The sequence below is a fragment of the Thauera mechernichensis genome, from assembly GCF_029588855.1.
Classification (GTDB): domain Bacteria; phylum Pseudomonadota; class Gammaproteobacteria; order Burkholderiales; family Rhodocyclaceae; genus Thauera; species Thauera mechernichensis.
In genome coordinates this window covers 86,429-106,777 of the sequence record NZ_JARQZE010000004.1, presented here as the reverse complement: position 1 = coordinate 106,777, position 20,349 = coordinate 86,429, and the positions used below count along the sequence as shown (strand labels likewise).

The window sequence follows — 20,349 nt, the reverse complement described above, 5'->3', positions numbered from 1 at the left end:
GCACCCCGCCTGTCCCTCACCTCCCCCACCCCAGCCGCCCTTGATCCCGCGCCCGCGATCTTGCACAGTCCCATGCATCGCCTCGCGGATGCCGACCATGAACGCCCTCTTCCCCCGCACCCCGCTGCTCGCCGGCCAGGACGTCGAAGCCAAGCGCGCCGAGCTGCTGCACTACTTCCACGCCACCTTCGACCGCTACGAGTCGCTGTTCGAGGTACTGGCCTGTGACGAGGCTTACTACAAGAAGCCGATCAGCCTGCGTCACCCGCTGATCTTCTACTTCGGCCACACCGCGACCTTCTTCATCAACAAGCTCCTGCTCGCCGGCCTGATCGAGCAGCGCATCGATCCGCGCCTGGAATCGATGTTCGCAGTCGGCGTCGACGAGATGAGCTGGGACGACCTCGACGACACCCGCTACGACTGGCCCACGGTGGCCGAGGTCGCCGCGTACCGGAACAAGGTGCGGGCGGTGGTCGACCGGGTGATCCGGGAGACACCCTTCACGCTGCCGATCGGCTGGAAGGATCCGTTCTGGGCGGTGGTGATGGGCATCGAGCACGAGCGCATCCACCTCGAAACCTCGTCAGTGCTGATGCGCCAGCACGCGCTGCACTACGTGAAGCCCCACCCCGCCTGGCAGCCCTGCGCCGAGCACGGCGAGCCGCCCGCCAACACCCTGGTCGACATCCCCGCCGGCGTCGTGCAGCTCGGCCGCAGCTTCGACGAGCCGATCTACGGCTGGGACAACGAATACGGTACCCATCGCGCCGAGGTACCGGCCTTCCGGGCGGCGCGCCGCCTGGTCACCAACCGCGAATACCTCGGCTTCGTCGAAGCCGGCGGCTATGCCGACGATAGCGTGTGGGACGAGGAAGGCCTGGGCTGGAAGCGCTTTGCGCGTGCCGAACACCCGACCTTCTGGGTACCCGACGCCGCCGGCTGGAAGCTGCGCCTGATGACCGAAGAAGTGCCGATGTGCTGGGACTGGCCGGTGGAGGTCAATTGCCTGGAGGCGCGCGCCTTCTGCCGCTGGAAGGCGCGCGAGACCGGTCAGCCGGTGCGCCTGCCCACCGAGGACGAGTGGAACCGCATTTACGACCACGTCGGCCTCGCCGACGTGCCTTACGACGCCGCGGCCAAGGCCAACCTGCATCTCGACCACTGGGCCTCGAGCTGTCCGGTGACCCGCTTCGCGCACGGCGAACTGTTCGACGTGGTGGGCAACGCGTGGCAGTGGTGCGAGACGCCGACCTATCCCTTCGACGGCTTCGACGTGCACCCGATCTACGACGACTTCACCACGCCGACCTTCGACGACCGCCATGCCATCATCAAGGGCGGCAGCTGGATCTCGGCCGGTAACGAGTCGCGCCACGCCGCGCGCTACGCCTTCCGCCGCCACTTCTTCCAGCACGCGGGTTTCCGCTACATCGTCAGCGACGCCCCCGCGCTCAATCCGTCCTCGACCTACGAGACCGATGCGCTGCTGTCGCAGTACGCCGAGTTCCACTACGGCGACGAGGCCTTCGGCGTACCCAACTTCCCGAAGGCGCTCGCCGGCATCGCGATCAGCGCACAGCGTCGCTTCGGCAACGGCCAGTTCGGCCGCGCGCTGGATCTGGGCTGCGCCACCGGCCGCGCCAGCTTCGAACTCGCGCGCGCCTTCGAACGCGTGGTCGGCATCGACTTCTCGGCGCGCTTCATCCAGGCCGGCGCCAAGCTCGCCGAGACCGGCGCGCTGCGCTACACCCTGCCCGACGAGGGCGAGCTGGTGAGCTACCACGAACGCCGGCTCGACACGCTGGGCTTGGCGGAGACCGCCGGGCGCGTGGAGTTCTGGCAGGGCGACGCCTGCAACCTCAAGGAGGTGTTCACCGGCTTCGACCTCATCCTCGCCGCCAACCTCATCGACCGCCTGTACAGCCCGCGCCGCTTCCTCGCCGATGTGCCGCGGCGCCTCAACCCCGGCGGCCTGCTGCTGCTCGCCTCGCCCTACACCTGGCTGGAAGAACACACCAAGCGCGAGGAGTGGATCGGTGGCTTCAAGAAGGACGGCGAGTCCTTCACCACGCTCGACGGCCTGAAGGAACTGCTCGCCGCCGACTTCGAGTTGGTGCAGGGGCCGCAAGCCGTGCCCTTCGTGATCCGCGAGACGCGGCGCAAACACCAGCACACCCTGTCGGAGCTGACCATCTGGCGAAAGCGCACATGATCAGCACCACCGCAACAACCTGCAATCAGGATTTTTAGAGCCATCTGTGTTCGCCGGCGATAATCGGGCTTTTGCCGCCCAGGTACCTCCCAGGAAGCCCCGTCATGACGTCCCACCGGTTCGCCCTGCTTGCCCTCGCGCTCGCCAGCCTCCCGCTCTCCTCCCACGCCGTGGACAACATCCGCCCCGGGCTGTGGGAGTTCCGCTCCACCCACCTGAGTGTGGGCGGCCTGCCGGACATGTCGGCGCACATGGCGCAGTTGCAGCAGCAGCTCAAGAACCTGCCTGCCGACACCCGCCGCATCGTCGAGCAGCAGATGGCGCAGCGGGGTGTCAGCCTGGGCGCGGACGGTACGGCGCGCACCTGCATCACGCCTGAGCAGGCTCGCCAGGACAACGTTTTCTCCGGCAAGGTGGAGGGCAATTGCGTGCTCAGCGACGTGACCAGGCAGGGCAACACGGTAACGGGCACGCTGAGCTGCACCGGACCGAGCGCAACCGGCAACTTCCGCGCACGCGTCCACTCCGCGGAGCACTTCACCACGCGCGTGAGCATGCGCTCGACGCGCGGCGATCTCGACGTCGAGACCGAGGGGCGGTGGCTGGCCGCGCAGTGCGCGCGCTGAGCCAGCGGCGGGTGTGAGCCTGGTCACGACCGGGTAGCGGCAGTGCGCCGTAGGCGGAGTGATTGCGCCGCGCCGTGACGGGCGTCACTGCTGCACGCAAGGGACTGCGGGAAAGTGCATCAAGCCCGCCCGAGGCGGGCCGTTACGGGTCTTGAAGGCCCAACCCCCAGGCCCCTGACAGAGGTCATCATGAGCACTCAGCCCCTCTCCGTAATCGAGGGCAAACGCAGCGGCAACTGCCCTCACCCCTGGCATGGCAGCGTCGAGCACGCCGTCAACCGTGCGATCCGCGCTGGCTACCGTGTCGGCCGGCGTGTGCGCATCGGCCACATCGCCGGCTGCGTGGTCGGCTATAACATCGGCCACTTCGGCCGTTTCAGCGGCGCGAGCTACCCCTTGCTGGTGCGTACCGAATTCGGCGTCACCAAGTGCAGCCTCGCCGAGGTGGCGGCGGCCTGAAGCGCGGCAGCCCGTGTGCTGCGCGCGCGGCGCGCTCAGCGCACGGGAATGGCGACGGCCTGCGGGACAGGCACCGCGGTGACGTTGTTCTGCGGGCTACCGTCGATCAGCTTGTCGCTATAAACGAGATAGACCAGCGTGTTGCGTGCGCTGTCGACCATGCGCACGATGCGGATCTTCTTGAACAGGATCGACGCGCTCTGCGAGAACACCTCCTCCTGCCTGCGCAGCGGCTCGGCGAACGAAATCTCGCCCACTTGCCGGCAGGCCACCGAGGCGTCGGCAGTGTCTTCCGCCAGGCCCAACGTGCCCTTCACGCCGCCCGTGCGGGCGCGCGATACGTAGCAGGACACGCCTTTCACCTTCGGATCATCGAACACCTCGACGACCACCTGGTGGTTCCGACCGATGAGCTTGAAGGCGGTGTCGACGCTACCGACGGTTTCGGCCTGCGCCAGCGGCGCCAGCAGGACGGCTCCGAGGGCAAGCAGGGAAATGATCTTCACGAGTCTGGACTCCGGTTTGGCGCGGGCCGCCAGTATGGCACCGGCCGCGAGGATTTACCCTGGATCAAGGCAGCGCGGTAGCGTTGAGCGTATCAGTTGGTGATCCTGCCTGGGGCGTGTTGCCCTGGCGCCGCCTCACCCTGCTCCGAGCCCCTGCCGTGCCTGCCGCCCTCGCTTTCCCCGATCGTTCTGACCACACCGCACCGGTTGCCGGCCGCATCCCCGGCAGCAAGGCCATGTGGGTGGGCATCTTCTGCGAGCTGACCGAGTTCGCGCTGCTGTTCGCGGTGTATTTCATCGCCCGCGCGCACAACCCGGACGCATTCGAGGCTGGGCCGGGACGCTTGTCGCTTGCTGCAGGCACCGGGTACACGCTGATGCTGCTCACCAGTGGCTGGTGCGTGGCGCGCGCGCTGCATGCGATGCGCGCCGGGCGCAAGCCGGCCTGCCTGCGCTGGTTGCTGGCCGGTTTCGTGTTCGGGCTGGGCTACCCCTTGATCAAGATCTTCGAACTGCGCTGGAACTTCAGCCACGGGCTGGACAGCAACGCCGGGGTGTTCGTGGTGACCTACTACTACCTCACCTTCACCCATCTGGTACATGTGTTCTGGGGACTGCTGGGCATGCTGTGGGTGATGGCACGCACCGCCGGGGGCGCCTACACGGTGGCCGAGCATGGTGGCCTGGAAGCCTTTGCCTGCTACTGGCACGCGACGGACATCCTGTGGCTGATGATCTTCCCGCTGTTCTATGTGCTGCGATGAGCCCAATGCCGACCAAGGGACCGAGACAATGAGCGAAACACGCAAGGTCGACCTGGCGTGGCTGCTGCTGGTGCTGCTGAGCGTGGCAGGGGCCGGCCTGGGCGGACGGGCAGATGCCGGCTTGGGCGTTGCCGTGATGGTCGCCGTGGTCATGGCGGTCAAGCTGCGGCTGGTGTGCGACCACTTTCTGGAGCTGCGCAGCGCGCACCAGCGCATCAGGCTGGCAGTGTACGCATTCGCCTACGGGATGCCCCTGCTGGTGGTACTGACCAGCGCGTTTGGCGACACCCTCGCCCGCCTAACCGGCGCGCTCATACCCTGACGCCCTCTACCAGTGCGGCGGCACCTCGTCCTCGGGGCGCAGCGGGTTGCCGGGCTGGATGGTCTTGACCTGCTGGGCAAGCTGGCGCAGCTGCTCGCGCTGCAGTTCCAGCGCCTGCTGCTGCCGCCATACCGTGCGGTTGAGTTCGTCGAGCAGATCCTCGGCAGCCATCAGCTTGGTCTCGAGCTTCTCGAGGCGGTGTTCGAGGTGTTGTTCCATGAGGCGCGGCGGTTCCTGGGAGGGGGTTGCAGACAAGAGGACTGCAGACGAGAGGGCCACAGACGAGAGGGCCACAGACGAGAGGGCCGCAGATTCTAGCCCCTCGCCGCCCCGCCATGGCGATCCAGTGCCCAGGCCACATGCTCGCGCACGATGGCGCTGTCGTCCTGCGCGCGTGCCTGCAGGGCAGCGAGGACAGCGGCGGTGGTCGGCGCATTGCCCAAGGCCACGGCAATGTTGCGCAACCAACGCTCGTGGCCGATACGGTAGATCGGACTGCCCGCCGTGCGCTCAGCAAAGTCGGCCGCCGACCAGGCGAAGAGCTCGACCAGCGTGGCGCTGTCGAGGCGATGCCGGGGCGCAAAGTCGGGCTCGCAGCTGAGTTGGGCGAAGCGGTTCCAGGGGCAGGCGAGCTGGCAGTCGTCACAGCCGTAGATGCGGTTGCCGAGTTGCGGGCGCAGCGCTTCCGGTATGGCGCCCTGCAACTCGATGGTCAGGTACGAGATGCAGCGCCGCGCATCGACACGATAGGGCGCGACGATGGCGCCGGTGGGACAGGCGTCGATGCAGGCCGTGCAGCGGCCGCAGTGCGGCTCGAGCCGTTCGTCCACCGGCAGCGGCAGGTCGGTGAAGATCTCGCCGAGGAAGAACCACGAACCCGCCGAGCGATCGAGCAGCAGGGTATGTTTGCCGCGCCATCCGAGTCCGTTGCGGCTGGCGTGCTCCACCTCCAGCACCGGGGCGGAATCGGTGAATACGCGGTACTGGTGCGGCACGGCAGCGGCAATGCGCTCGGCGAGCTTTTGCAGGCGCGCGCGCAACACCTTGTGGTAATCGCGCCCCAATGCGTAACGCGACACATAGGCGCGTTGCGGGTCGGCAAGCGCCGCGCCGGCGTCGGCAGCCGCGGGCCAGTAGTCCATGCGCGCACTGATCACGCGCACGGTACCGGGCACCAGCTCGGCTGCGCGCGCGCGCTTGAGGCCGTGTCGCGCCATATAATCCATGTCGCCGTGGAAGCCGGCCTCCACCCAGGCCATCAGCCCCGGCTCGGCATCCGTGAGGTCGATTCCGCCCACGCCGATCGCATTGAAGCCGAACTCCCGCCCCCACTGTCTGATCTGCGCAACAAATTCAAGCCCGTCGCTCGGGCCCCAACCCGACACCGCGGCGGCAGGCTGCGCGCCCGCCGCAGACGACATGTCCGGTGCCCCCGCCACACTGTCCCTGCCCTGACCTGACGCCATCACCACGAGGTTCCCATGATCGAGTTGAATCAAGCTGCCGATGATAGCGGCGCCCGCCTGGACGCGCACTTGCCGGCGGAAGCCGACACCGAAGCACTTGGCGCGGCACTGGCGGCGGCACTCGCGCCCGGCCTGCGGATCTGGCTGCAGGGCAACCTCGGCATGGGCAAAACCACCCTCACCCGTGGCGTGCTGCGCGCCCTCGGCCACGAGGGTAAGGTGAAGAGCCCCACATACACCTTGATTGAACCTTACGTAGTTTCTAGATTAGACTTATATCACTTTGATTTTTATCGCTTCAATTCGCCCGAAGAATATCTGGACGCCGGGCTGGACGAGTACTTCGAAGGACGGGGCGTGTGCATCGTGGAGTGGCCCGACAAGGCGGCCCCCTACATCCCCTCCCCCGACCTCGAAATCCAGCTTCGAACCGAAGCCGACGGGCGCTTTGCGGAGATCAGCGGACACACGGATGCGGGGCGGAAATGCGTGATCGAACTGGGGAACACATTGCAGGGTGCAGGCCCGGTGCCCGGGACGAATTGATCGGGCAGGTCGATGCTGGCCACGCGGTCGCTGCGGTCGCGGCCGGCGTACGTGGCCTGAATCGGCGCCAACTGCTCAAGTTCGCAGGTGCGTCGCTCGCGCTCATGGTCAGTCCGGTGGGCCACGCCGCACCGGCCAGCCTCGTCGCGGTGCGCGTGTGGCCTTCGCCCGTTTACACGCGGATCACCCTCGAAGGTGCGTCGGAGCTGCGCTTCAGCCACATGCTCGTGCAGGACCCCGACCGTCTGGTGGTCGACCTCGAAGGCGTGCGCCTCGATAGCGTGCTGCAGTCCCTGCCGTCGAAGGTGCTCGACAGCGACCCCTACATCCGCCAGATCCGGGCGGGCCAGAACAGGCCGGGCGTGGTGCGCGTGGTCGTCGAACTGAAGGCGCCGATCAATCCGCAGGTGTTCACCCTGGCTCCGGTCGGCAACTACGGCCATCGACTGGTGCTCGACCTCCACCCCACCGAAGAACACGACCCGCTCATGGCGCTGATCCTCAAGGACTCGCCGATGGACGCTGCGATGGGCGAGGACGGCAAGGATGCAACGCCGGTGGCGCGCGCGCAGGGCCGCGAGCCGGCGCGCCGCGAACCAGCCAAGCAGCCTGCTGCGAACCGCCTCTACACCGTGGTGCTCGACCCCGGCCATGGCGGCGAGGACCCGGGCGCGATCGGGCGCGGCGGCAGCTACGAGAAGAACGTGACGCTGTCGATCGCGCGCCGCCTCAAGCGCAAGATCGACGCCGAGCCCGGCATGCGTGCAGTGCTGACGCGCGACGGCGACTACTTCGTACCGCTGCATCAACGCGTCGCACGCGCTCGCCGGGTGCGCGCCGACCTGTTCGTGTCGATCCATGCTGACGCCTTCGTGCGCCCCGAAGCCAATGGCAGCTCGGTCTATGTGCTGTCCGAGCGCGGCGCGTCGAGCTCGGCCGCACGCTGGCTGGCGCAGAAGGAAAACGACGCCGACCTCGTCGGCGGCGTCAACCTTGCACGCCAGGACGGCCACATTGCCCGCACCCTGCTCGACCTGTCGCAGACGGCAACGATCAACGACAGCTTCAAGCTCGGGCGGGCGATGCTTGGCGAGCTCGGTACGGTGAACCGGCTGCACAAGCCCGAAGTAGAGCAGGCCGGCTTTGCCGTGCTGCGCGCGCCCGACATTCCGTCCGTTCTGGTCGAAACCGCCTTCATCAGCAACCCGCAGGAAGAGCGCCGGCTCAACGACGAGGCCTACCAGGAAAAGATGGCCAACGCGCTGATGCGCGGCATAAAGCGCTACTTCCAGGAGCATGCACCCAGCACACCGACGCGCGTCGCCCGCCTCGACTGAGTCGTCGGTAACGCGGCGCCAGCGCTCGACCGTCCGCTCCGCGCCTTGGCCTCGAAGCCCGCAGACGCGGGCTTTGTCGCTATAATTGCGGCTTTTTCAGGCGCTTATGCAGGTTCATCGCGGGATTCCCGAGCATGCCGATACGCCTGCGGTGCTCACCATCGGCAACTTCGATGGCGTGCATCGCGGTCACCAGGCGCTGCTCTCGCTGCTGACCGGAAAGGCTCGTGCACTCGGCCTGCCGGCGGTGGTGCTCACCTTCGAGCCGCATCCGCGAGAGTACTTCAGCCCTGCCGACGCACCGGCACGACTGGCCTCGCTGCGCGAGAAACTGCTGCTGCTGCAGTCCGCAGGCGTCGATCGCACCTACATCTGCCGCTTCGACGCACGCTTGGCCTCACAGTCGGCGCAGAGCTTCATTGACGACACGCTGGTGCGCGGACTGGGCGTGCGCCATCTGTTCATTGGCGACGATTTCCGCTTCGGCGCACGCCGCCAGGGCAGCTTCGCGATGCTTCAGGAGGCGGGCGTGACCCATGGCTTCGGGGTCGAGTCAATGCCGACCCTGTGCGTGGACGACGAGCGGGTATCGAGTTCGGCCGTGCGCAATGCGCTCCTCGAAGACGACCTCGGCCACGCCGCACGCCTGCTCGGCCGCCCCTACAGCATTGCCGGCCGTGTCAGCCACGGCGACAAGCTGGGCCGCCAGCTGGGTTTCCCGACCGCAAACATCCAGATGAAGCACCGCCGGCCCGCACTGACCGGTGTCTATGTCGTCAGTGTCGAGGGCCTGGCCGAAGAGCGCATCCTCGGCGTCGCCAATATTGGCGTACGGCCTACCGCAACGGCGCGCGGCCGCGCCCGGCTCGAGGTGCATCTCTTCGAGTGGTCGCAGAACTGCTACGGTGCGCACATTCGCGTACATTTCCTGCACAAGCTGCGCAGCGAACAGAAGTTCGACTCGCTCGACGCCCTGCGGACCCAGATCGCCCTCGACTCCGAGGCGGCACGCCAGTGGTTTGCAGACCGCCCCGCGGTGGGCGACTGACGGCGCCCAGGCTGCTCACCCTCAACAGAACCCACAAGAGTCAAGTTCCAGCCATGGCCGACTACCGCAAGACACTCAACCTGCCCGACACCCCCTTCCCGATGCGCGGCGACCTGCCCAAGCGCGAGCCGAACTGGATCGCCGACTGGCAAAAGAGCAAGCTCTACCAGCGCATCCGCAAGGCCAGCGCCGGCCGGCCCAAGTTCGTGCTCCACGACGGCCCGCCCTACGCCAACGGCAGCCTGCACATCGGCCATGCGCTGAACAAGATCCTCAAGGACATCATCGTGCGCTCGAAGACCCTCGCCGGCTTCGATGCGCCCTACGTGCCGGGCTGGGACTGCCACGGCCTGCCGATCGAGCACAAGGTCGAGGTCACCCACGGCAAGAACCTGCCTGCGGACAAGGTGCGCGAACTGTGCCGCGCTTACGCCGCCGAGCAGATCGAGATCCAGAAGGCCGACTTCATCCGTCTGGGCGTACTCGGCGACTGGGACAATCCCTACCGCACGATGGATTTCGCCAACGAAGCCAACGAGATCCGCGCGCTCGCCGAGATGACGAAGAACGGCTACGTCTTCAAGGGCTTGAAGCCGGTGAACTGGTGCTTCGACTGCGGCTCGGCGCTGGCCGAGGCGGAGGTCGAGTACGCCGACAAGCAGTCACCGACGATCGACGTCGCCTTCCCGGCGGCCGACGCTGGCAAGCTTGCCGCCGCCTTCGGCCTGGCCAAGCTCGACAAGCCCGCCGCCGCAGTGATCTGGACCACCACCCCGTGGACCATCCCCGCCAACCAGGCACTCAATGCTCATCCCGAGTTCGACTACGCGCTGGTAGATGTGGGTAATCGTCTGCTGGTGCTCGCCAAGGAACTGGTCGAATCCGCCCTGCAGCGCTATCAGCTCGAGGGCAGCATCGTCGCTACCGCGAAGGGCGCCGCGCTCGACCGCATCGAGTTCCGCCACCCCTTCTACGACCGCGCATCGCCGGTGTACCTGGCCGACTACGTGGGCGTGGACGCCGGCACCGGCATCGTGCATTCGGCCCCCGCTCACGGCGTGGACGACTTCAACTCGTGGCGCGCCTATGGCCGCAGCAACGAGGAGATCCTGTCGCTGGTGATGGGTGGCGGCGAGTACGTGCCCGACCTGCCCTTCTTCGGCGGCATGAACATCTGGAAGGCCAACGCCGCCATCGTCGACAAGCTCGCCGAAGTCGGCGCGCTGCTGTCGAACGGCAAGATCACCCACAGCTACATGCACTGCTGGCGCCACAAGACCCCGCTGGTCTATCGCGCGACCGCGCAGTGGTTCGTCGGCATGGATCGGACTGCCGCCGACGGGTCGACGCTGCGCGAGCGCGCACTACGCGCCGTGGAGGCCACCAAGTTCTACCCCGGCTGGGGGCAGGCACGCCTGCACGCGATGATCGCCAACCGACCCGACTGGTGCATCTCGCGCCAGCGTAACTGGGGCGTGCCGATCCCCTTCTTCCTGCACAAGGAGACCGGCGAGCTGCATCCGCGCACGGTCGACCTGATGGAAGAGGTTGCCAAGCGTGTGGAGCAGGAAGGCATCGAGGCCTGGTTCAAGCTCGACGCTGCAGAGCTGCTCGGCGCCGAGGCCGCACAGTACGACAAGATCAGCGACACCCTCGACGTCTGGTTCGACTCCGGCACCACGCACAAGCACGTGCTACGCGGCTCGCACAACGACGGCCACCCCGAAGGCCCGCGTGCCGACATGTACCTGGAAGGCTCGGACCAGCACCGCGGCTGGTTCCATTCATCGCTGCTCACCGGCTGCGCCATTGACGGCCATGCACCGTACCGCAGCCTGCTGACGCACGGCTTTGCGGTGGATGGCGCCGGGCGCAAGATGAGCAAGTCGCTCGGCAACGTGGTCGTTCCGCAAGAGGTCACCGGCAAGCTCGGCGCCGAGATCCTGCGCCTGTGGGTCGCCTCCACCGACTACTCGGGCGAGCTGTCGATCTCCAAGGAGATCCTTGACCGCGTGATCGAGGTCTATCGCCGCATCCGCAACACGCTGCGCTTCCTGCTCGCCAACACCGCCGACTTCGACATCGCCAGCGATGCGGTGCCGGTCGAGCAGTGGATGGACATCGACCGCTATGCGCTGGCCTTCACCCGCCAGCTCGCACAGCAGGCCGAGGCCGACTACGCGAAGATGGAGTTCCACCGCGTGGTGCAGGCCCTGCAGGTGTTCTGTGCCGAGGACCTCGGCGCCTTCTACCTCGACATCCTCAAGGACCGCCTGTACACCACCGCGGCCGGCAGCCTGCCACGCCGTGCCGCGCAGACAGCGCTGTGGCACGTCACCCAGACGCTGCTCAAGCTGATGGCGCCGATCCTTTCCTTCACTGCCGAGGAAGCCTGGGCCATCCTCAACCCCGCCCGGGCGGGCGAGGAGGCCGACAGCGTGATGCTGCACAGCTTCCACGCCCTGCCCGCGCAAGAGGGCGAGGCCGGGCTCATCGCACGCTGGGAGATCATTCGGGGCGTCCGCAGCGAAGGCCTCAAGGTGATCGAAGCCCTGCGCACCGAAGGCAAGGTGGGCGCCTCGCTGCAAGCCGAACTCGAGCTTGCGCTCACGGCCGACAAGTTCGCCGCACTGGCCAGCCTGGGTGAAGACCTGCGCTTCGTCACCATGACCTCGGGCGCACACCTGTCTGAGGTGGCCAGCGTCGACGACGAGCGCATCGTCGCCACGCCGAGCGGGGCGCAGAAGTGCGAGCGCTGCTGGCACTACGTCGACTCCGTCGGCAGCGACGCCGAGCATCCGAGCCTGTGCGGCCGCTGCGTGAGCAACCTGTTCGGCGAAGGCGAAATCCGCAGCCATGCCTGAGCTCTCAGCCACAATGACCACGCCCCGCACACGCAGCGCCCTCCTCCTGATGCTGCCGTGGCTGCTGCTTGCAGCCGCGGTCGGCGTGCTCGACCAGGTCACCAAGCAGCTCGTGCTCGCAAACCTGCATTACGGTCAGGTCATCCCGATCACGAGCTTCTTCGACCTGGTGCTGGTATTCAATCCCGGCGCCGCGTTCAGCTTCCTGGCCGACCACGGGGGCTGGCAGCGCTGGTTTTTCACCATCCTGGCCCTGGTGATCAGCGCCTGGCTGCTGGTGATGATGTACCAGCACCGCCACGAGAAGATCCTGCCCGCTGCCTTCGCCCTGATCATCGGCGGTGCGCTGGGCAACGTTTACGACCGCCTCGTCCATGGCGCGGTCGTCGACTTCCTGCATTTTCATTACGCCGGCTGGAGCTGGCCGGCGTTCAACCTGGCTGACTCCGCGATCACCGTCGGTGTCGTGCTGATGCTGTGGGGACAACTCCGCAGCCCTCATGCGCAGCAGCCTTGAATAAGCCCCGGAGCCCGATCTTGAGCCAGACCATCGACGCCAACAGCCTCGTCACCCTGCACTACCGCATCTCGCTGCCCAACGGCCAACCGCTGATCAGCACCTTCAACGCCACGCCGGCGACGCTACAGTTGGGCGCAGGCGAGATGCTGCCGGCCATGGAGAAGCTGCTCGTCGGCCTGGTGCCCGGTAGCCGCCACATCTTCGAGCTGGAGCCGGAGAACGCCTTCGGCCCCCACCGCGCCGAGCTGATCGAGCGCGTCAAGCGTGAGCACATGCCCGACGAGGACATCGAAGCCATGAGCATCATGGAGTTCACCGCGCCCGACGGCTCGCGCTACTCCGGCCTGGTGCGCGAGATCGACGACCAGTCGGCGCTCATCGACTTCAACCATCCGCTCGCGGGCAAGCACATCCACTTCGAGGTCGAGGTCATCGGTATCCTCTGACCACACCCTGCCCCACCCTGCCCCACACAGAGACAACAATGAGCGACAAGGAAATCCTGCTGGCCAACCCGCGCGGCTTCTGCGCCGGCGTGGAACGCGCGATCGAGATCGTAGAGCGTGCGCTCACGCGCTTCGGCGCCCCCATCTATGTCCGCCATGAGGTCGTGCATAACAAGTTCGTGGTCGACGATCTGCGCAACAAGGGTGCAGTGTTCGTCGATGAGCTCGATGAGGTACCGAGCGGCAATACGGTGATCTTTTCCGCACATGGGGTGTCGCTGGCGGTGCGCGAAGAGGCGGAGAAGCGCGGCTTGCGCGTGTTCGATGCCACCTGCCCGCTGGTCACCAAGGTGCACATCGAGGTCACCCGCATGCGTGAGCAGGGCCGCGAGATCATCATGATCGGCCACAAGGGCCACCCCGAGGTCGAAGGCACGATGGGCCAGGTCGCGACCGGCATCCACCTTGTCGAAACACCCGAGGACGTCGCCGCGCTGCAAGTGGCGAATCCGGAGCTGCTGGCTTATGTCACCCAGACCACGCTGTCGGTCGATGATGCGGCAACCATCGTCAACGCCCTGCGTGCGCGCTTTCCGAACATCGCCGGCCCGAAGAAGGACGACATCTGCTACGCCACCCAGAACCGCCAGGATGCGGTGAAGTTCATGACTCCGTATGCGGACGTGGTGTTCGTGGTGGGTTCGAAGAACAGCTCCAACTCCAACCGCCTGCGGGAAGTGGCCGAGCTTCGCGGCGTGCCCGCCTACCTGGTGGACAACGCGGCCGGCATCGATCCGGCCTGGATCGAAGGCAAGCGCCGTATCGGCGTTACGGCAGGCGCCTCGGCGCCGGAGGTGCTGGTCGAGGAAGTCATCGCACGCCTCAAGGCGCTCAGCGGCGGCGCCGTCCGCAATCTCGACGGCGTCCCCGAGAAGGTGACCTTCCCGCTGCCCAGGGAATTGCAGGACGCACGCTGAAAGCGGGCAGGCATCAAGCAGAAACCCTCGCCGCAAAGCGAGGGTTTCTGCTTTATTCATGAGGCCATCGGGCCCGGTCGCGCCTAGGCGCCGATGTGTTCCGCCATGATGCGGCGGTAGAACTCGTGGAAGTGCTGCATGCCGTCCTCGAAGGGCGACTGGTACGGCCCGACTTCGTTGCGGCCTTCCTTGAGCAGTGCCAGCCGACCACGATCCATACGCTCGGCGATGTCATCGTCCTCGATCGCAGTTTCCATGTAGGCCGCCTGCTCCGCCTCCACGAACTCGCGCTCGAACTCGACGATATCCTCGGGGTAGTAGAACTCCACGACGTTGGTGGTCTTGTCCACGTCGGTCGGGATCAGGGTACTGACCACGAGCACATGCGGATACCACTCCACCATGATGTTGGGGTAGTAGGTCAGCCAGATCGCGCCGTGCTCAGGCTTCTTCTCGCCGTAGTACTCGAGTACCGCCTTGTGCCACTTGGCATAGGTGGCCGAGCCCGGCTTGGCGAGGGAGGTGATGCCGACCTGCTGCACCGAATACCAGTCACCGAACTGCCAGCTGAGGTCGTCGCAGGTCACGAAGTTGCCCAGGCCGGGATGGAAGGGCACGACGTGGTAGTCCTCGAGATAGACCTCGATGAAGGTCTTCCAGTTGTAGTTGCACTGATGAATCTCGACCCGATCGAGCTTGTAGCCGGAAAAGTCGAGCTGGGGCGCGACCTTCATGCCGGCCAGGTCTTCATTGGCCGAGCGCGGCCCTTTGAAGAGCAGCCCGTGCCAGCTCTCCAGACCGTCGCGCTTGAGACCCAGGCAGGGCTTTTGCGCGAAGTGTGGAGCGCCGATGAGTTCGCCCTGCTGGTTGTAGGTCCACCGATGAACCGGGCAGACGACGTGCTCGGTCGTGCCACTGCCCTGCAGCATGATGGCCTGGCGGTGGCGGCAGATGTTGGACATCTGGTGCACGCCGCGCTCGGTGCGGAACAGCAGCTTGGCGTGGTCAAGCCACTCCAGCGAACGGTAGTTGCCGACCTCGGGAACCATCAGCTCATGGCCGACGTACCCCGGACCGGCATCGAAGAGGAGCTTCTTCTCCAGTTCGAAAACCTTCTCGTCGAAGTACCAGGAAACAGGCAGTTGGGAGGCAGCCTGGGCCAATTGAGCCTTGGAAGCGATGTCGGACATCCCCGAACCTCCTCTTGCGGACAAGAAATCCGGAAAAATAAACGAGTTAGTGTAAGCCAGCCGTTGTTTGACCGCCAGACCTGCGATCGGTTATTTTCCGGCTTTTGCCGCGCAGATATTCATCCATGCCAAAGTCGGCACCCGCCCCCAAGTCCTTCGAAGCCGCGGTTTCGGAACTCGAAGCCATCGTCCAGGAGATGGAAGCGGGCAAGCTTCCACTGGAGGAATCCCTCGTGCGCTATCAGCGTGGCGTAAGCCTGCTGCGTTATTGTCAGGGCACGCTTGCCGACGCCGAACAGCGCGTGCGGCAGCTCGAAGGTGATGCCCTGGTCGATTTCGACGCCGGGGCGCCAGGCACCAAGGCCGTCGGGGGCGAACAATGATCGATACGCACAAGGGTGGAGACTTCCGCGACTGGATGGCAGGCATCCAGGCACGCACGGAGACGGCCCTGGCCGAGGTGTTGCCCGAGGCCACGATCGCCCCGGCGCGCCTGCATTCCGCCATGCGCTACGCGGTGCTCGGCGGCGGCAAGCGGGTACGCCCCCTGCTTGCACATGCGGCAGGCGAACTCGCCGGCGCAGACGCCCGCCACCTGGATCGCGTCGCCTGTGCGGTCGAACTCATCCATGCCTACTCGCTCGTTCATGACGACTTGCCGTGCATGGACGACGATGTCCTGCGCCGTGGCAAGCCCACGGTGCACGTCGAGTACGACGAAGCGACGGCGCTGCTTGCTGGCGACGCCCTGCAGACGCTCGCCTTCCAGACGCTCGCCGACAACATTCCCGGGCTCGAGCCAGCGGTGCGGGTGGAGATGCTCGCCCAGCTCGCGCTCGCCTCGGGGTCGCGCGGCATGGCAGGCGGCCAGGCCATCGACCTTGCATCGGTCGGCGTGCAGCTGACGCGCGAGGAGCTCGAGTTCATGCATGTACACAAGACCGGCGCGCTGATCCGCGCCGCCGTGCTGCTGGGCGCTCGCGCAGGAGGCCGCCTGTCGGCGGCAGACCTTGGCCGCCTGGACCACTATGGCAAAGTGATCGGGCTGCTGTTTCAGGTCGTCGACGACATCCTCGACGCCGAAGCTGACACTGCCACGCTGGGCAAGACGGCCGGCAAGGACGCCGACAACGACAAGCCGACCTATGTGAGCCTGCTCGGCCGTACCGAGGCCCGCCGCCTCGCCGAGGACATGCTCGCCGACGCGCAGCGCACGCTGGCCCCTTTTGGTACGGGCGCCGGCCGCCTGTCCCAGCTCGCCGACTACATCGTGCATCGCGCCTTCTGAAGTCGCTGCGAAGCCCGAAACAACATGCAAGGAACGCCGGATCCCATGGCCCCCTACCCCCACCTGGAACGCATCTCCTCCCCCGCCGACGTGCGCGCACTCGAGCGCAGGGAGCTGACGACCCTCGCCGACGAACTGCGCGCCTTCCTGATCGAGTCGGTATCGCGCACGGGCGGCCACCTGTCGTCCAATCTCGGCACTGTCGAGCTGACGATCGCGCTCCATCACGTGTTCAACACGCCTCATGACCGCATCGTCTGGGACGTCGGCCACCAGACCTACGGCCACAAGGTGCTTACCGGCCGCCGCGAGGCGATGGGCGGGCTACGCCACTGGGGTGGCATCTCCGGCTTCCCGCGCCGCTGCGAAAGCGAGTACGACACCTTCGGCACGGCGCATTCGTCGACCTCGATCTCGGCCGCGCTCGGCATGGCGGTCGCAGCACGGGCGCGCAAGGAGGACCGCCACGCGATCGCCGTGATCGGCGATGGCGCGATGTCCGCCGGGATGGCCTTCGAGGCCCTCAACAATGCCGGCGACATGGACGACCTGAACCTGCTGGTCATCCTCAACGACAACGAGATGTCGATCTCTCCTCCCGTTGGCGCGCTGACCAAGATCCTCGCGCGCATGCTGTCGGGCTCGACCTACAACACCGCGCGCAGAGTCGGCGAAAAGGTGCTGGGCATCGCACCGCCGGTCGCCGAGCTTGCACGCAAGGTCGAGGAGTACGCCAAGGGCATGATCAGCCCGGGCACCCTGTTCGAAGAGTTCGGCTTTCACTATTACGGGCCGATCGACGGCCACGACCTCGATGCCCTCATCCCCACACTGCAGAACCTTAGAAAGCTCAAGGGTCCGCAGTTCCTGCACGTGATCACGCGCAAGGGCCAGGGCTACAAGCTCGCCGAAGCCGACCCCATCCTCTACCACGGCGTCTCCAAGTTCGACCACACGGCGGGCATCGAGACCGGCAAGGGCGGCGGCAAGCTGACCTACACCCAGGTATTCGGCGACTGGCTGTGCGACATGGCAAAGGCCGACCCGCGCATCGTCGGCATCACCCCGGCGATGCGGGAAGGCTCGGGCCTGGTGCGCTTTGCCCAGGAGCACCCGGACCGCTACTTCGACGTCGGTATCGCGGAGCAGCATGCCGTCACCTTCGCCGCCGGGCTGGCCTGCGAGGGCTTCGTACCCGTGGTGGCGATCTACTCGACCTTCCTGCAGCGCGCCTACGACCAATTGATCCACGATGTCGCCCTGCAGAACCTGCAAGTGGTGTTCGCGATCGACCGCGGAGGCCTGGTCGGTGCCGATGGCGCCACCCACCACGGCGCGTTCGACCTCTCCTATCTCACCTGCATCCCGAATATGGTCGTGATGGCGCCCTCCAACGAGGATGAATGCAGGCAGATGCTGTACACCGCCGTCAGCCACCCCGGGCCGTCGGCGGTGCGCTACCCGCGCGGCGGCGGCACCGGCGTCGCACCTCAGGCGCGCATGCAGGCGCTCCCGATCGGCAAGGGCGAGGTCGTGCGCGAAGGCCGGCGCGTCGCCCTGCTCGCGTTCGGCAGCATGGTCGGCGTTGCGCTCGACGTGGGCGCGCAGATCGATGCCACGGTCGCCAACATGCGCTTCATCAAGCCCCTGGACGAAGCGCTCGTTGCGCGCCTGGCCGCCGACCACGATCTGCTCGTCACGCTCGAGGAGAACGCGCTCATCGGCGGCGCCGGCAGCGAAGTGGCTCGCGTCGTCGACGGCCTGGCAGCGCGACCACGCATGCTGCGCCTGGGCCTCCCCGACCGCTTCATCGACCACGGCGACCAGGCCCAACTGCTGGCCTCGGTCGGACTCGACCGCGACGGTATCCTCGCGCGCATCCAGCACAGCCTGGACATTGACGCCACCACCAAAAGTTGAGCATTTTTGTCGGGAAAGCTAAGATTCGGGCCAGGTGCAACTCGTTTGCACCTGGCCCGATCACCATGAAACGAGAGAAACGCCAATGAACGACCCCATCGATCTCGCCATGCCCGACGTCCAGAGCAGCGCGGACAGCCGCCAGATCGCGATCAACAAGGTCGGGATCAAGTCGATCCGCCACCCGGTGAAAGTCGCCGACAAGGCGGGCGGCGTGCAGCACACGGTGGCGAGCTTCAACATGTACGTCGGCCTGCCCCACAACTTCAAGGGCACCCACATGTCGCGCTTCGTCGAGATCCTCAACGACAACGAGCGCGAGATCTCGGTGGAGTCCTTCGAGCCCATGCTGCGTGCGATGGTCGAGCGCCTCGAGGCCGAGACCGGCCACGTCGAGATGAGCTTCCCGTACTTCATCAACAAGACCGCGCCGGTGTCCGGTGTGAAGAGCCTGATGGACTACGAAGTGTGCTTTATCGGCTCGATCCGCGAGGGTGGCCATTACGAGTTCTCGATGAAGGTGGTGGTGCCTGTCACCAGCCTGTGCCCCTGTTCGAAGAAGATCTCGGAGTACGGCGCCCACAACCAGCGCTCGCACGTCACCGTGAACGCGGTCCTCAACGACCACCTGTGGATCGAGGAAATGGTCCAGCTGGTCGAGTCCCAGGCATCGTGCGAGTTGTTCGGCCTGCTCAAGCGGCCTGACGAGAAGTGGGTCACCGAACGTGCCTACGACAACCCGAAATTCGTCGAGGACATGGTGCGCGACGTCGCCGCCCAACTCCAGCGCGAACCCCGCATCGATGCCTACGTCGTCGAGTCGGAGAATTTCGAGTCGATCCACAACCATTCGGCCTACGCCCTGATCGAGCGCGACAAACGCATTGCCGCCTGCGGGTAGTGCCGATCAGGACACCTGATCGGCCAATCGGCAAGGGCAATGACACACCCAAGCGCAAGACGTTAATATAAGCATTCCATTAACTACTGGAATGCATGTAATGTCCAAGTCCTTTGTCCAGATCACCACCGACGTGTCCAAGGCCCTCGCCACGCTGCGAAAGGAAACGCCCGAGACGATGCAGGGCTTCGGCACGATGGCCAAGGGCGCCTTGCAGGACGGCGCGCTGAGCGAGCTGCAGAAGGAACTGATTGCGCTTGCGATCGCCGTCACCCAGCGCTGCGACGCCTGCGTCGGCTTCCATGTCAAGGCGCTGATCCGGCTCGGTGTGAGCCGCGAGCAGTTCATGGAGACGCTGGGGGTATGCACCTACATGGGCGGCGGCCCTGCCCTCATGTACGCCGCCGAAGCCGTCCGCGCATATGAGGAAATGCTGCCACGCGCGACCTGAAGCGGTCCGCTAAAAAAAGCGTTCACTTTTTCTGCGGATTCACTATAATGCCGACCTTCGAGCGGAGAGGTGGCAGAGTGGTCGAATGTACCTGACTCGAAATCAGGCGTAGGTGCGAGCCTACCGTGGGTTCGAATCCCACCCTCTCCGCCAAAAAACAGTTGAAGTTGCGGCAGCAAAAGATATAATGCCGCTCCTTCGCAGTGCAGCACAAAGCGCCCGTAGCTCATCTGGATAGAGTACCTGGCTACGAACCAGGGGGTAGGAGGTTCGAATCCTTCCGGGCGCGCCAAACAAGCCTTCCGACTTCGGGCTCTAAACGATATCGGCAACGCGCCCGTAGCTCATCTGGATAGAGTACCTGGCTACGAACCAGGGGGTAGGAGGTTCGAATCCTTCCGGGCGCGCCAGACAGCCAAAAAAGGCCCGGTCAATCGACCGGGCCTTTTTCATTCCTGCGCGCTGAAGGGCGCTCGGTTAAGCTGTCGCCTTTATCCCATACG

The 20,349-nt window shown here is 65.9% G+C and carries 21 protein-coding genes and 3 tRNA genes; 20 read left to right on the top strand and 4 right to left on the bottom strand.

The genetic code is table 11. The features are described from left to right. Positions 1-97: 97 nt before the first annotated feature. The 3 genes from ovoA to P7F68_RS07535 all read left to right on the top strand — a co-directional run bounded on the left by ovoA (position 98) and on the right by P7F68_RS07535 (position 3,300). Complete coding sequence (ovoA, locus tag P7F68_RS07545) at positions 98-2,215, top strand: 5-histidylcysteine sulfoxide synthase (protein ID WP_277831989.1); 2,118 nt, start codon at positions 98-100, stop codon at positions 2,213-2,215. Between the two features lie 104 nt (positions 2,216-2,319). Then, a complete protein-coding gene (locus P7F68_RS07540) occupies positions 2,320-2,841 on the top strand; it encodes a DUF3617 domain-containing protein (RefSeq protein WP_277831987.1) in 522 nt (173 codons plus the stop codon). 189 nt (positions 2,842-3,030) lie between these two features. After that, the gene (locus tag P7F68_RS07535; protein ID WP_002926416.1) at positions 3,031-3,300 is read left to right on the top strand and encodes a hypothetical protein; all 270 of its coding nucleotides are present in this window, start codon (positions 3,031-3,033) and stop codon (positions 3,298-3,300) included. 35 nt (positions 3,301-3,335) lie between these two features. Here P7F68_RS07535 and P7F68_RS07530 read toward each other — a convergent pair whose 3' ends face one another. Continuing rightward, positions 3,336-3,806, bottom strand: coding sequence for a CreA family protein (locus P7F68_RS07530; RefSeq protein ID WP_002926417.1), 471 nt, complete (start codon positions 3,804-3,806; stop codon positions 3,336-3,338). A gap of 236 nt (positions 3,807-4,042) precedes the next feature. Between P7F68_RS07530 and P7F68_RS07525 the strand changes: the two genes are divergently transcribed. Beyond that, positions 4,043-4,570: a cytochrome c oxidase subunit 3 family protein gene (locus P7F68_RS07525; RefSeq protein WP_277832385.1), complete on the top strand. Its 528-nt coding sequence runs from the start codon at positions 4,043-4,045 to the stop codon at positions 4,568-4,570. 28 nt (positions 4,571-4,598) lie between these two features. Then, on the top strand, positions 4,599-4,892 hold the full coding sequence (locus tag P7F68_RS07520) for a cytochrome C oxidase subunit IV family protein (protein WP_002926419.1): 294 nt from the start codon (positions 4,599-4,601) through the stop codon (positions 4,890-4,892). A 6-nt stretch (positions 4,893-4,898) separates the two neighbouring features. On the opposite strand, the gene P7F68_RS07515 is transcribed toward P7F68_RS07520, so the two are convergent. After that, the gene (locus P7F68_RS07515) at positions 4,899-5,111 is read right to left on the bottom strand and encodes a SlyX family protein (RefSeq protein WP_002926420.1); all 213 of its coding nucleotides are present in this window, start codon (positions 5,109-5,111) and stop codon (positions 4,899-4,901) included. Between the two features lie 95 nt (positions 5,112-5,206). After that, a complete protein-coding gene (gene queG / locus P7F68_RS07510; RefSeq protein ID WP_277832383.1) occupies positions 5,207-6,313 on the bottom strand; it encodes a tRNA epoxyqueuosine(34) reductase QueG in 1,107 nt (368 codons plus the stop codon). A gap of 60 nt (positions 6,314-6,373) precedes the next feature. Here queG and tsaE point away from each other — a divergent pair, with 60 nt between their 5' ends. The 7 genes from tsaE (at position 6,374) to ispH (ending at position 14,096) form a co-directional block, all read left to right on the top strand. After that, entirely contained in the window at positions 6,374-6,904 is a 531-nt protein-coding gene (gene tsaE, locus P7F68_RS07505) for a tRNA (adenosine(37)-N6)-threonylcarbamoyltransferase complex ATPase subunit type 1 TsaE (protein ID WP_277831983.1), read from the top strand. Then, a complete protein-coding gene (locus P7F68_RS07500) occupies positions 6,844-8,241 on the top strand; it encodes an N-acetylmuramoyl-L-alanine amidase (RefSeq protein ID WP_277831981.1) in 1,398 nt (465 codons plus the stop codon). The genes tsaE and P7F68_RS07500 overlap by 61 nt, the downstream gene beginning before the upstream one ends. A 106-nt stretch (positions 8,242-8,347) precedes the next feature. After that, positions 8,348-9,289 (top strand): bifunctional riboflavin kinase/FAD synthetase, encoded by a 942-nt coding sequence (locus P7F68_RS07495; RefSeq protein WP_277831979.1) that lies wholly within the window; start codon positions 8,348-8,350, stop codon positions 9,287-9,289. 53 nt (positions 9,290-9,342) lie between these two features. Next, a complete protein-coding gene (gene ileS / locus P7F68_RS07490; RefSeq protein ID WP_277831978.1) occupies positions 9,343-12,153 on the top strand; it encodes an isoleucine--tRNA ligase in 2,811 nt (936 codons plus the stop codon). A gap of 13 nt (positions 12,154-12,166) precedes the next feature. Next, on the top strand, positions 12,167-12,670 hold the full coding sequence (lspA, locus tag P7F68_RS07485; protein ID WP_277831976.1) for a signal peptidase II: 504 nt from the start codon (positions 12,167-12,169) through the stop codon (positions 12,668-12,670). A gap of 20 nt (positions 12,671-12,690) precedes the next feature. Continuing rightward, a complete protein-coding gene (locus tag P7F68_RS07480; RefSeq protein ID WP_002926431.1) occupies positions 12,691-13,119 on the top strand; it encodes an FKBP-type peptidyl-prolyl cis-trans isomerase in 429 nt (142 codons plus the stop codon). Between the two features lie 38 nt (positions 13,120-13,157). After that, entirely contained in the window at positions 13,158-14,096 is a 939-nt protein-coding gene (gene ispH, locus P7F68_RS07475; protein WP_277831971.1) for a 4-hydroxy-3-methylbut-2-enyl diphosphate reductase, read from the top strand. Between the two features lie 83 nt (positions 14,097-14,179). On the opposite strand, the gene P7F68_RS07470 is transcribed toward ispH, so the two are convergent. After that, entirely contained in the window at positions 14,180-15,286 is a 1,107-nt protein-coding gene (locus P7F68_RS07470) for an aromatic ring-hydroxylating oxygenase subunit alpha (protein WP_002936609.1), read from the bottom strand. A gap of 125 nt (positions 15,287-15,411) precedes the next feature. Between P7F68_RS07470 and P7F68_RS07465 the strand changes: the two genes are divergently transcribed. From P7F68_RS07465 to P7F68_RS07430, 8 genes are all read left to right on the top strand, one after another. Then, on the top strand, positions 15,412-15,669 hold the full coding sequence (locus tag P7F68_RS07465) for an exodeoxyribonuclease VII small subunit (protein WP_002936610.1): 258 nt from the start codon (positions 15,412-15,414) through the stop codon (positions 15,667-15,669). Then, the gene (locus P7F68_RS07460) at positions 15,666-16,574 is read left to right on the top strand and encodes a polyprenyl synthetase family protein (RefSeq protein WP_002926447.1); all 909 of its coding nucleotides are present in this window, start codon (positions 15,666-15,668) and stop codon (positions 16,572-16,574) included. Before P7F68_RS07465 ends, P7F68_RS07460 begins: the two co-directional genes overlap by 4 nt. Positions 16,575-16,619: 45 nt before the next feature. After that, complete coding sequence (dxs, locus tag P7F68_RS07455) at positions 16,620-18,494, top strand: 1-deoxy-D-xylulose-5-phosphate synthase (protein ID WP_002936612.1); 1,875 nt, start codon at positions 16,620-16,622, stop codon at positions 18,492-18,494. A gap of 85 nt (positions 18,495-18,579) precedes the next feature. Beyond that, entirely contained in the window at positions 18,580-19,395 is an 816-nt protein-coding gene (gene folE2 / locus P7F68_RS07450) for a GTP cyclohydrolase FolE2 (protein ID WP_002926451.1), read from the top strand. Positions 19,396-19,495: 100 nt separating this feature from the next. Then, positions 19,496-19,846, top strand: a complete 351-nt coding sequence (locus P7F68_RS07445; RefSeq protein ID WP_277831965.1) for a carboxymuconolactone decarboxylase family protein — start codon at positions 19,496-19,498, stop codon at positions 19,844-19,846. Between the two features lie 63 nt (positions 19,847-19,909). Next, positions 19,910-19,999 (top strand) — tRNA-Ser (locus tag P7F68_RS07440). Between the two features lie 62 nt (positions 20,000-20,061). After that, positions 20,062-20,138: transfer RNA gene (locus P7F68_RS07435), tRNA-Arg, on the top strand. Positions 20,139-20,179: 41 nt separating this feature from the next. After that, a tRNA-Arg gene (locus tag P7F68_RS07430) sits at positions 20,180-20,256 on the top strand. Positions 20,257-20,349 lie beyond the last annotated feature (93 nt).

Excerpts from the sequence above, each read along its gene's own strand:
- P7F68_RS07495 (WP_277831979.1), top strand. The coding sequence starts at position 8,348 with ATGCAGGTTCATCGCGGGATTCCCGAGCATGCCGATACGCCTGCGGTG.
- P7F68_RS07445 (WP_277831965.1), top strand. The coding sequence starts at position 19,496 with ATGTCCAAGTCCTTTGTCCAGATCACCACCGACGTGTCCAAGGCCCTC.
- P7F68_RS07535 (WP_002926416.1), top strand. The coding sequence starts at position 3,031 with ATGAGCACTCAGCCCCTCTCCGTAATCGAGGGCAAACGCAGCGGCAAC.
- folE2 (WP_002926451.1), top strand. The coding sequence starts at position 18,580 with ATGAACGACCCCATCGATCTCGCCATGCCCGACGTCCAGAGCAGCGCG.
- ispH (WP_277831971.1), top strand. The coding sequence starts at position 13,158 with ATGAGCGACAAGGAAATCCTGCTGGCCAACCCGCGCGGCTTCTGCGCC.
- ileS (WP_277831978.1), top strand. The coding sequence starts at position 9,343 with ATGGCCGACTACCGCAAGACACTCAACCTGCCCGACACCCCCTTCCCG.
- tsaE (WP_277831983.1), top strand. The coding sequence starts at position 6,374 with ATGATCGAGTTGAATCAAGCTGCCGATGATAGCGGCGCCCGCCTGGAC.
- P7F68_RS07460 (WP_002926447.1), top strand. The coding sequence starts at position 15,666 with ATGATCGATACGCACAAGGGTGGAGACTTCCGCGACTGGATGGCAGGC.
- P7F68_RS07465 (WP_002936610.1), top strand. The coding sequence starts at position 15,412 with ATGCCAAAGTCGGCACCCGCCCCCAAGTCCTTCGAAGCCGCGGTTTCG.
- P7F68_RS07500 (WP_277831981.1), top strand. The coding sequence starts at position 6,844 with ATGCGTGATCGAACTGGGGAACACATTGCAGGGTGCAGGCCCGGTGCC.
- P7F68_RS07520 (WP_002926419.1), top strand. The coding sequence starts at position 4,599 with ATGAGCGAAACACGCAAGGTCGACCTGGCGTGGCTGCTGCTGGTGCTG.
- P7F68_RS07515 (WP_002926420.1), bottom strand. The coding sequence starts at position 5,111 with ATGGAACAACACCTCGAACACCGCCTCGAGAAGCTCGAGACCAAGCTG.
- P7F68_RS07470 (WP_002936609.1), bottom strand. The coding sequence starts at position 15,286 with ATGTCCGACATCGCTTCCAAGGCTCAATTGGCCCAGGCTGCCTCCCAA.
- P7F68_RS07525 (WP_277832385.1), top strand. The coding sequence starts at position 4,043 with ATGTGGGTGGGCATCTTCTGCGAGCTGACCGAGTTCGCGCTGCTGTTC.
- lspA (WP_277831976.1), top strand. The coding sequence starts at position 12,167 with ATGACCACGCCCCGCACACGCAGCGCCCTCCTCCTGATGCTGCCGTGG.
- queG (WP_277832383.1), bottom strand. The coding sequence starts at position 6,313 with ATGTCGTCTGCGGCGGGCGCGCAGCCTGCCGCCGCGGTGTCGGGTTGG.
- dxs (WP_002936612.1), top strand. The coding sequence starts at position 16,620 with ATGGCCCCCTACCCCCACCTGGAACGCATCTCCTCCCCCGCCGACGTG.
- P7F68_RS07540 (WP_277831987.1), top strand. The coding sequence starts at position 2,320 with ATGACGTCCCACCGGTTCGCCCTGCTTGCCCTCGCGCTCGCCAGCCTC.
- ovoA (WP_277831989.1), top strand. The coding sequence starts at position 98 with ATGAACGCCCTCTTCCCCCGCACCCCGCTGCTCGCCGGCCAGGACGTC.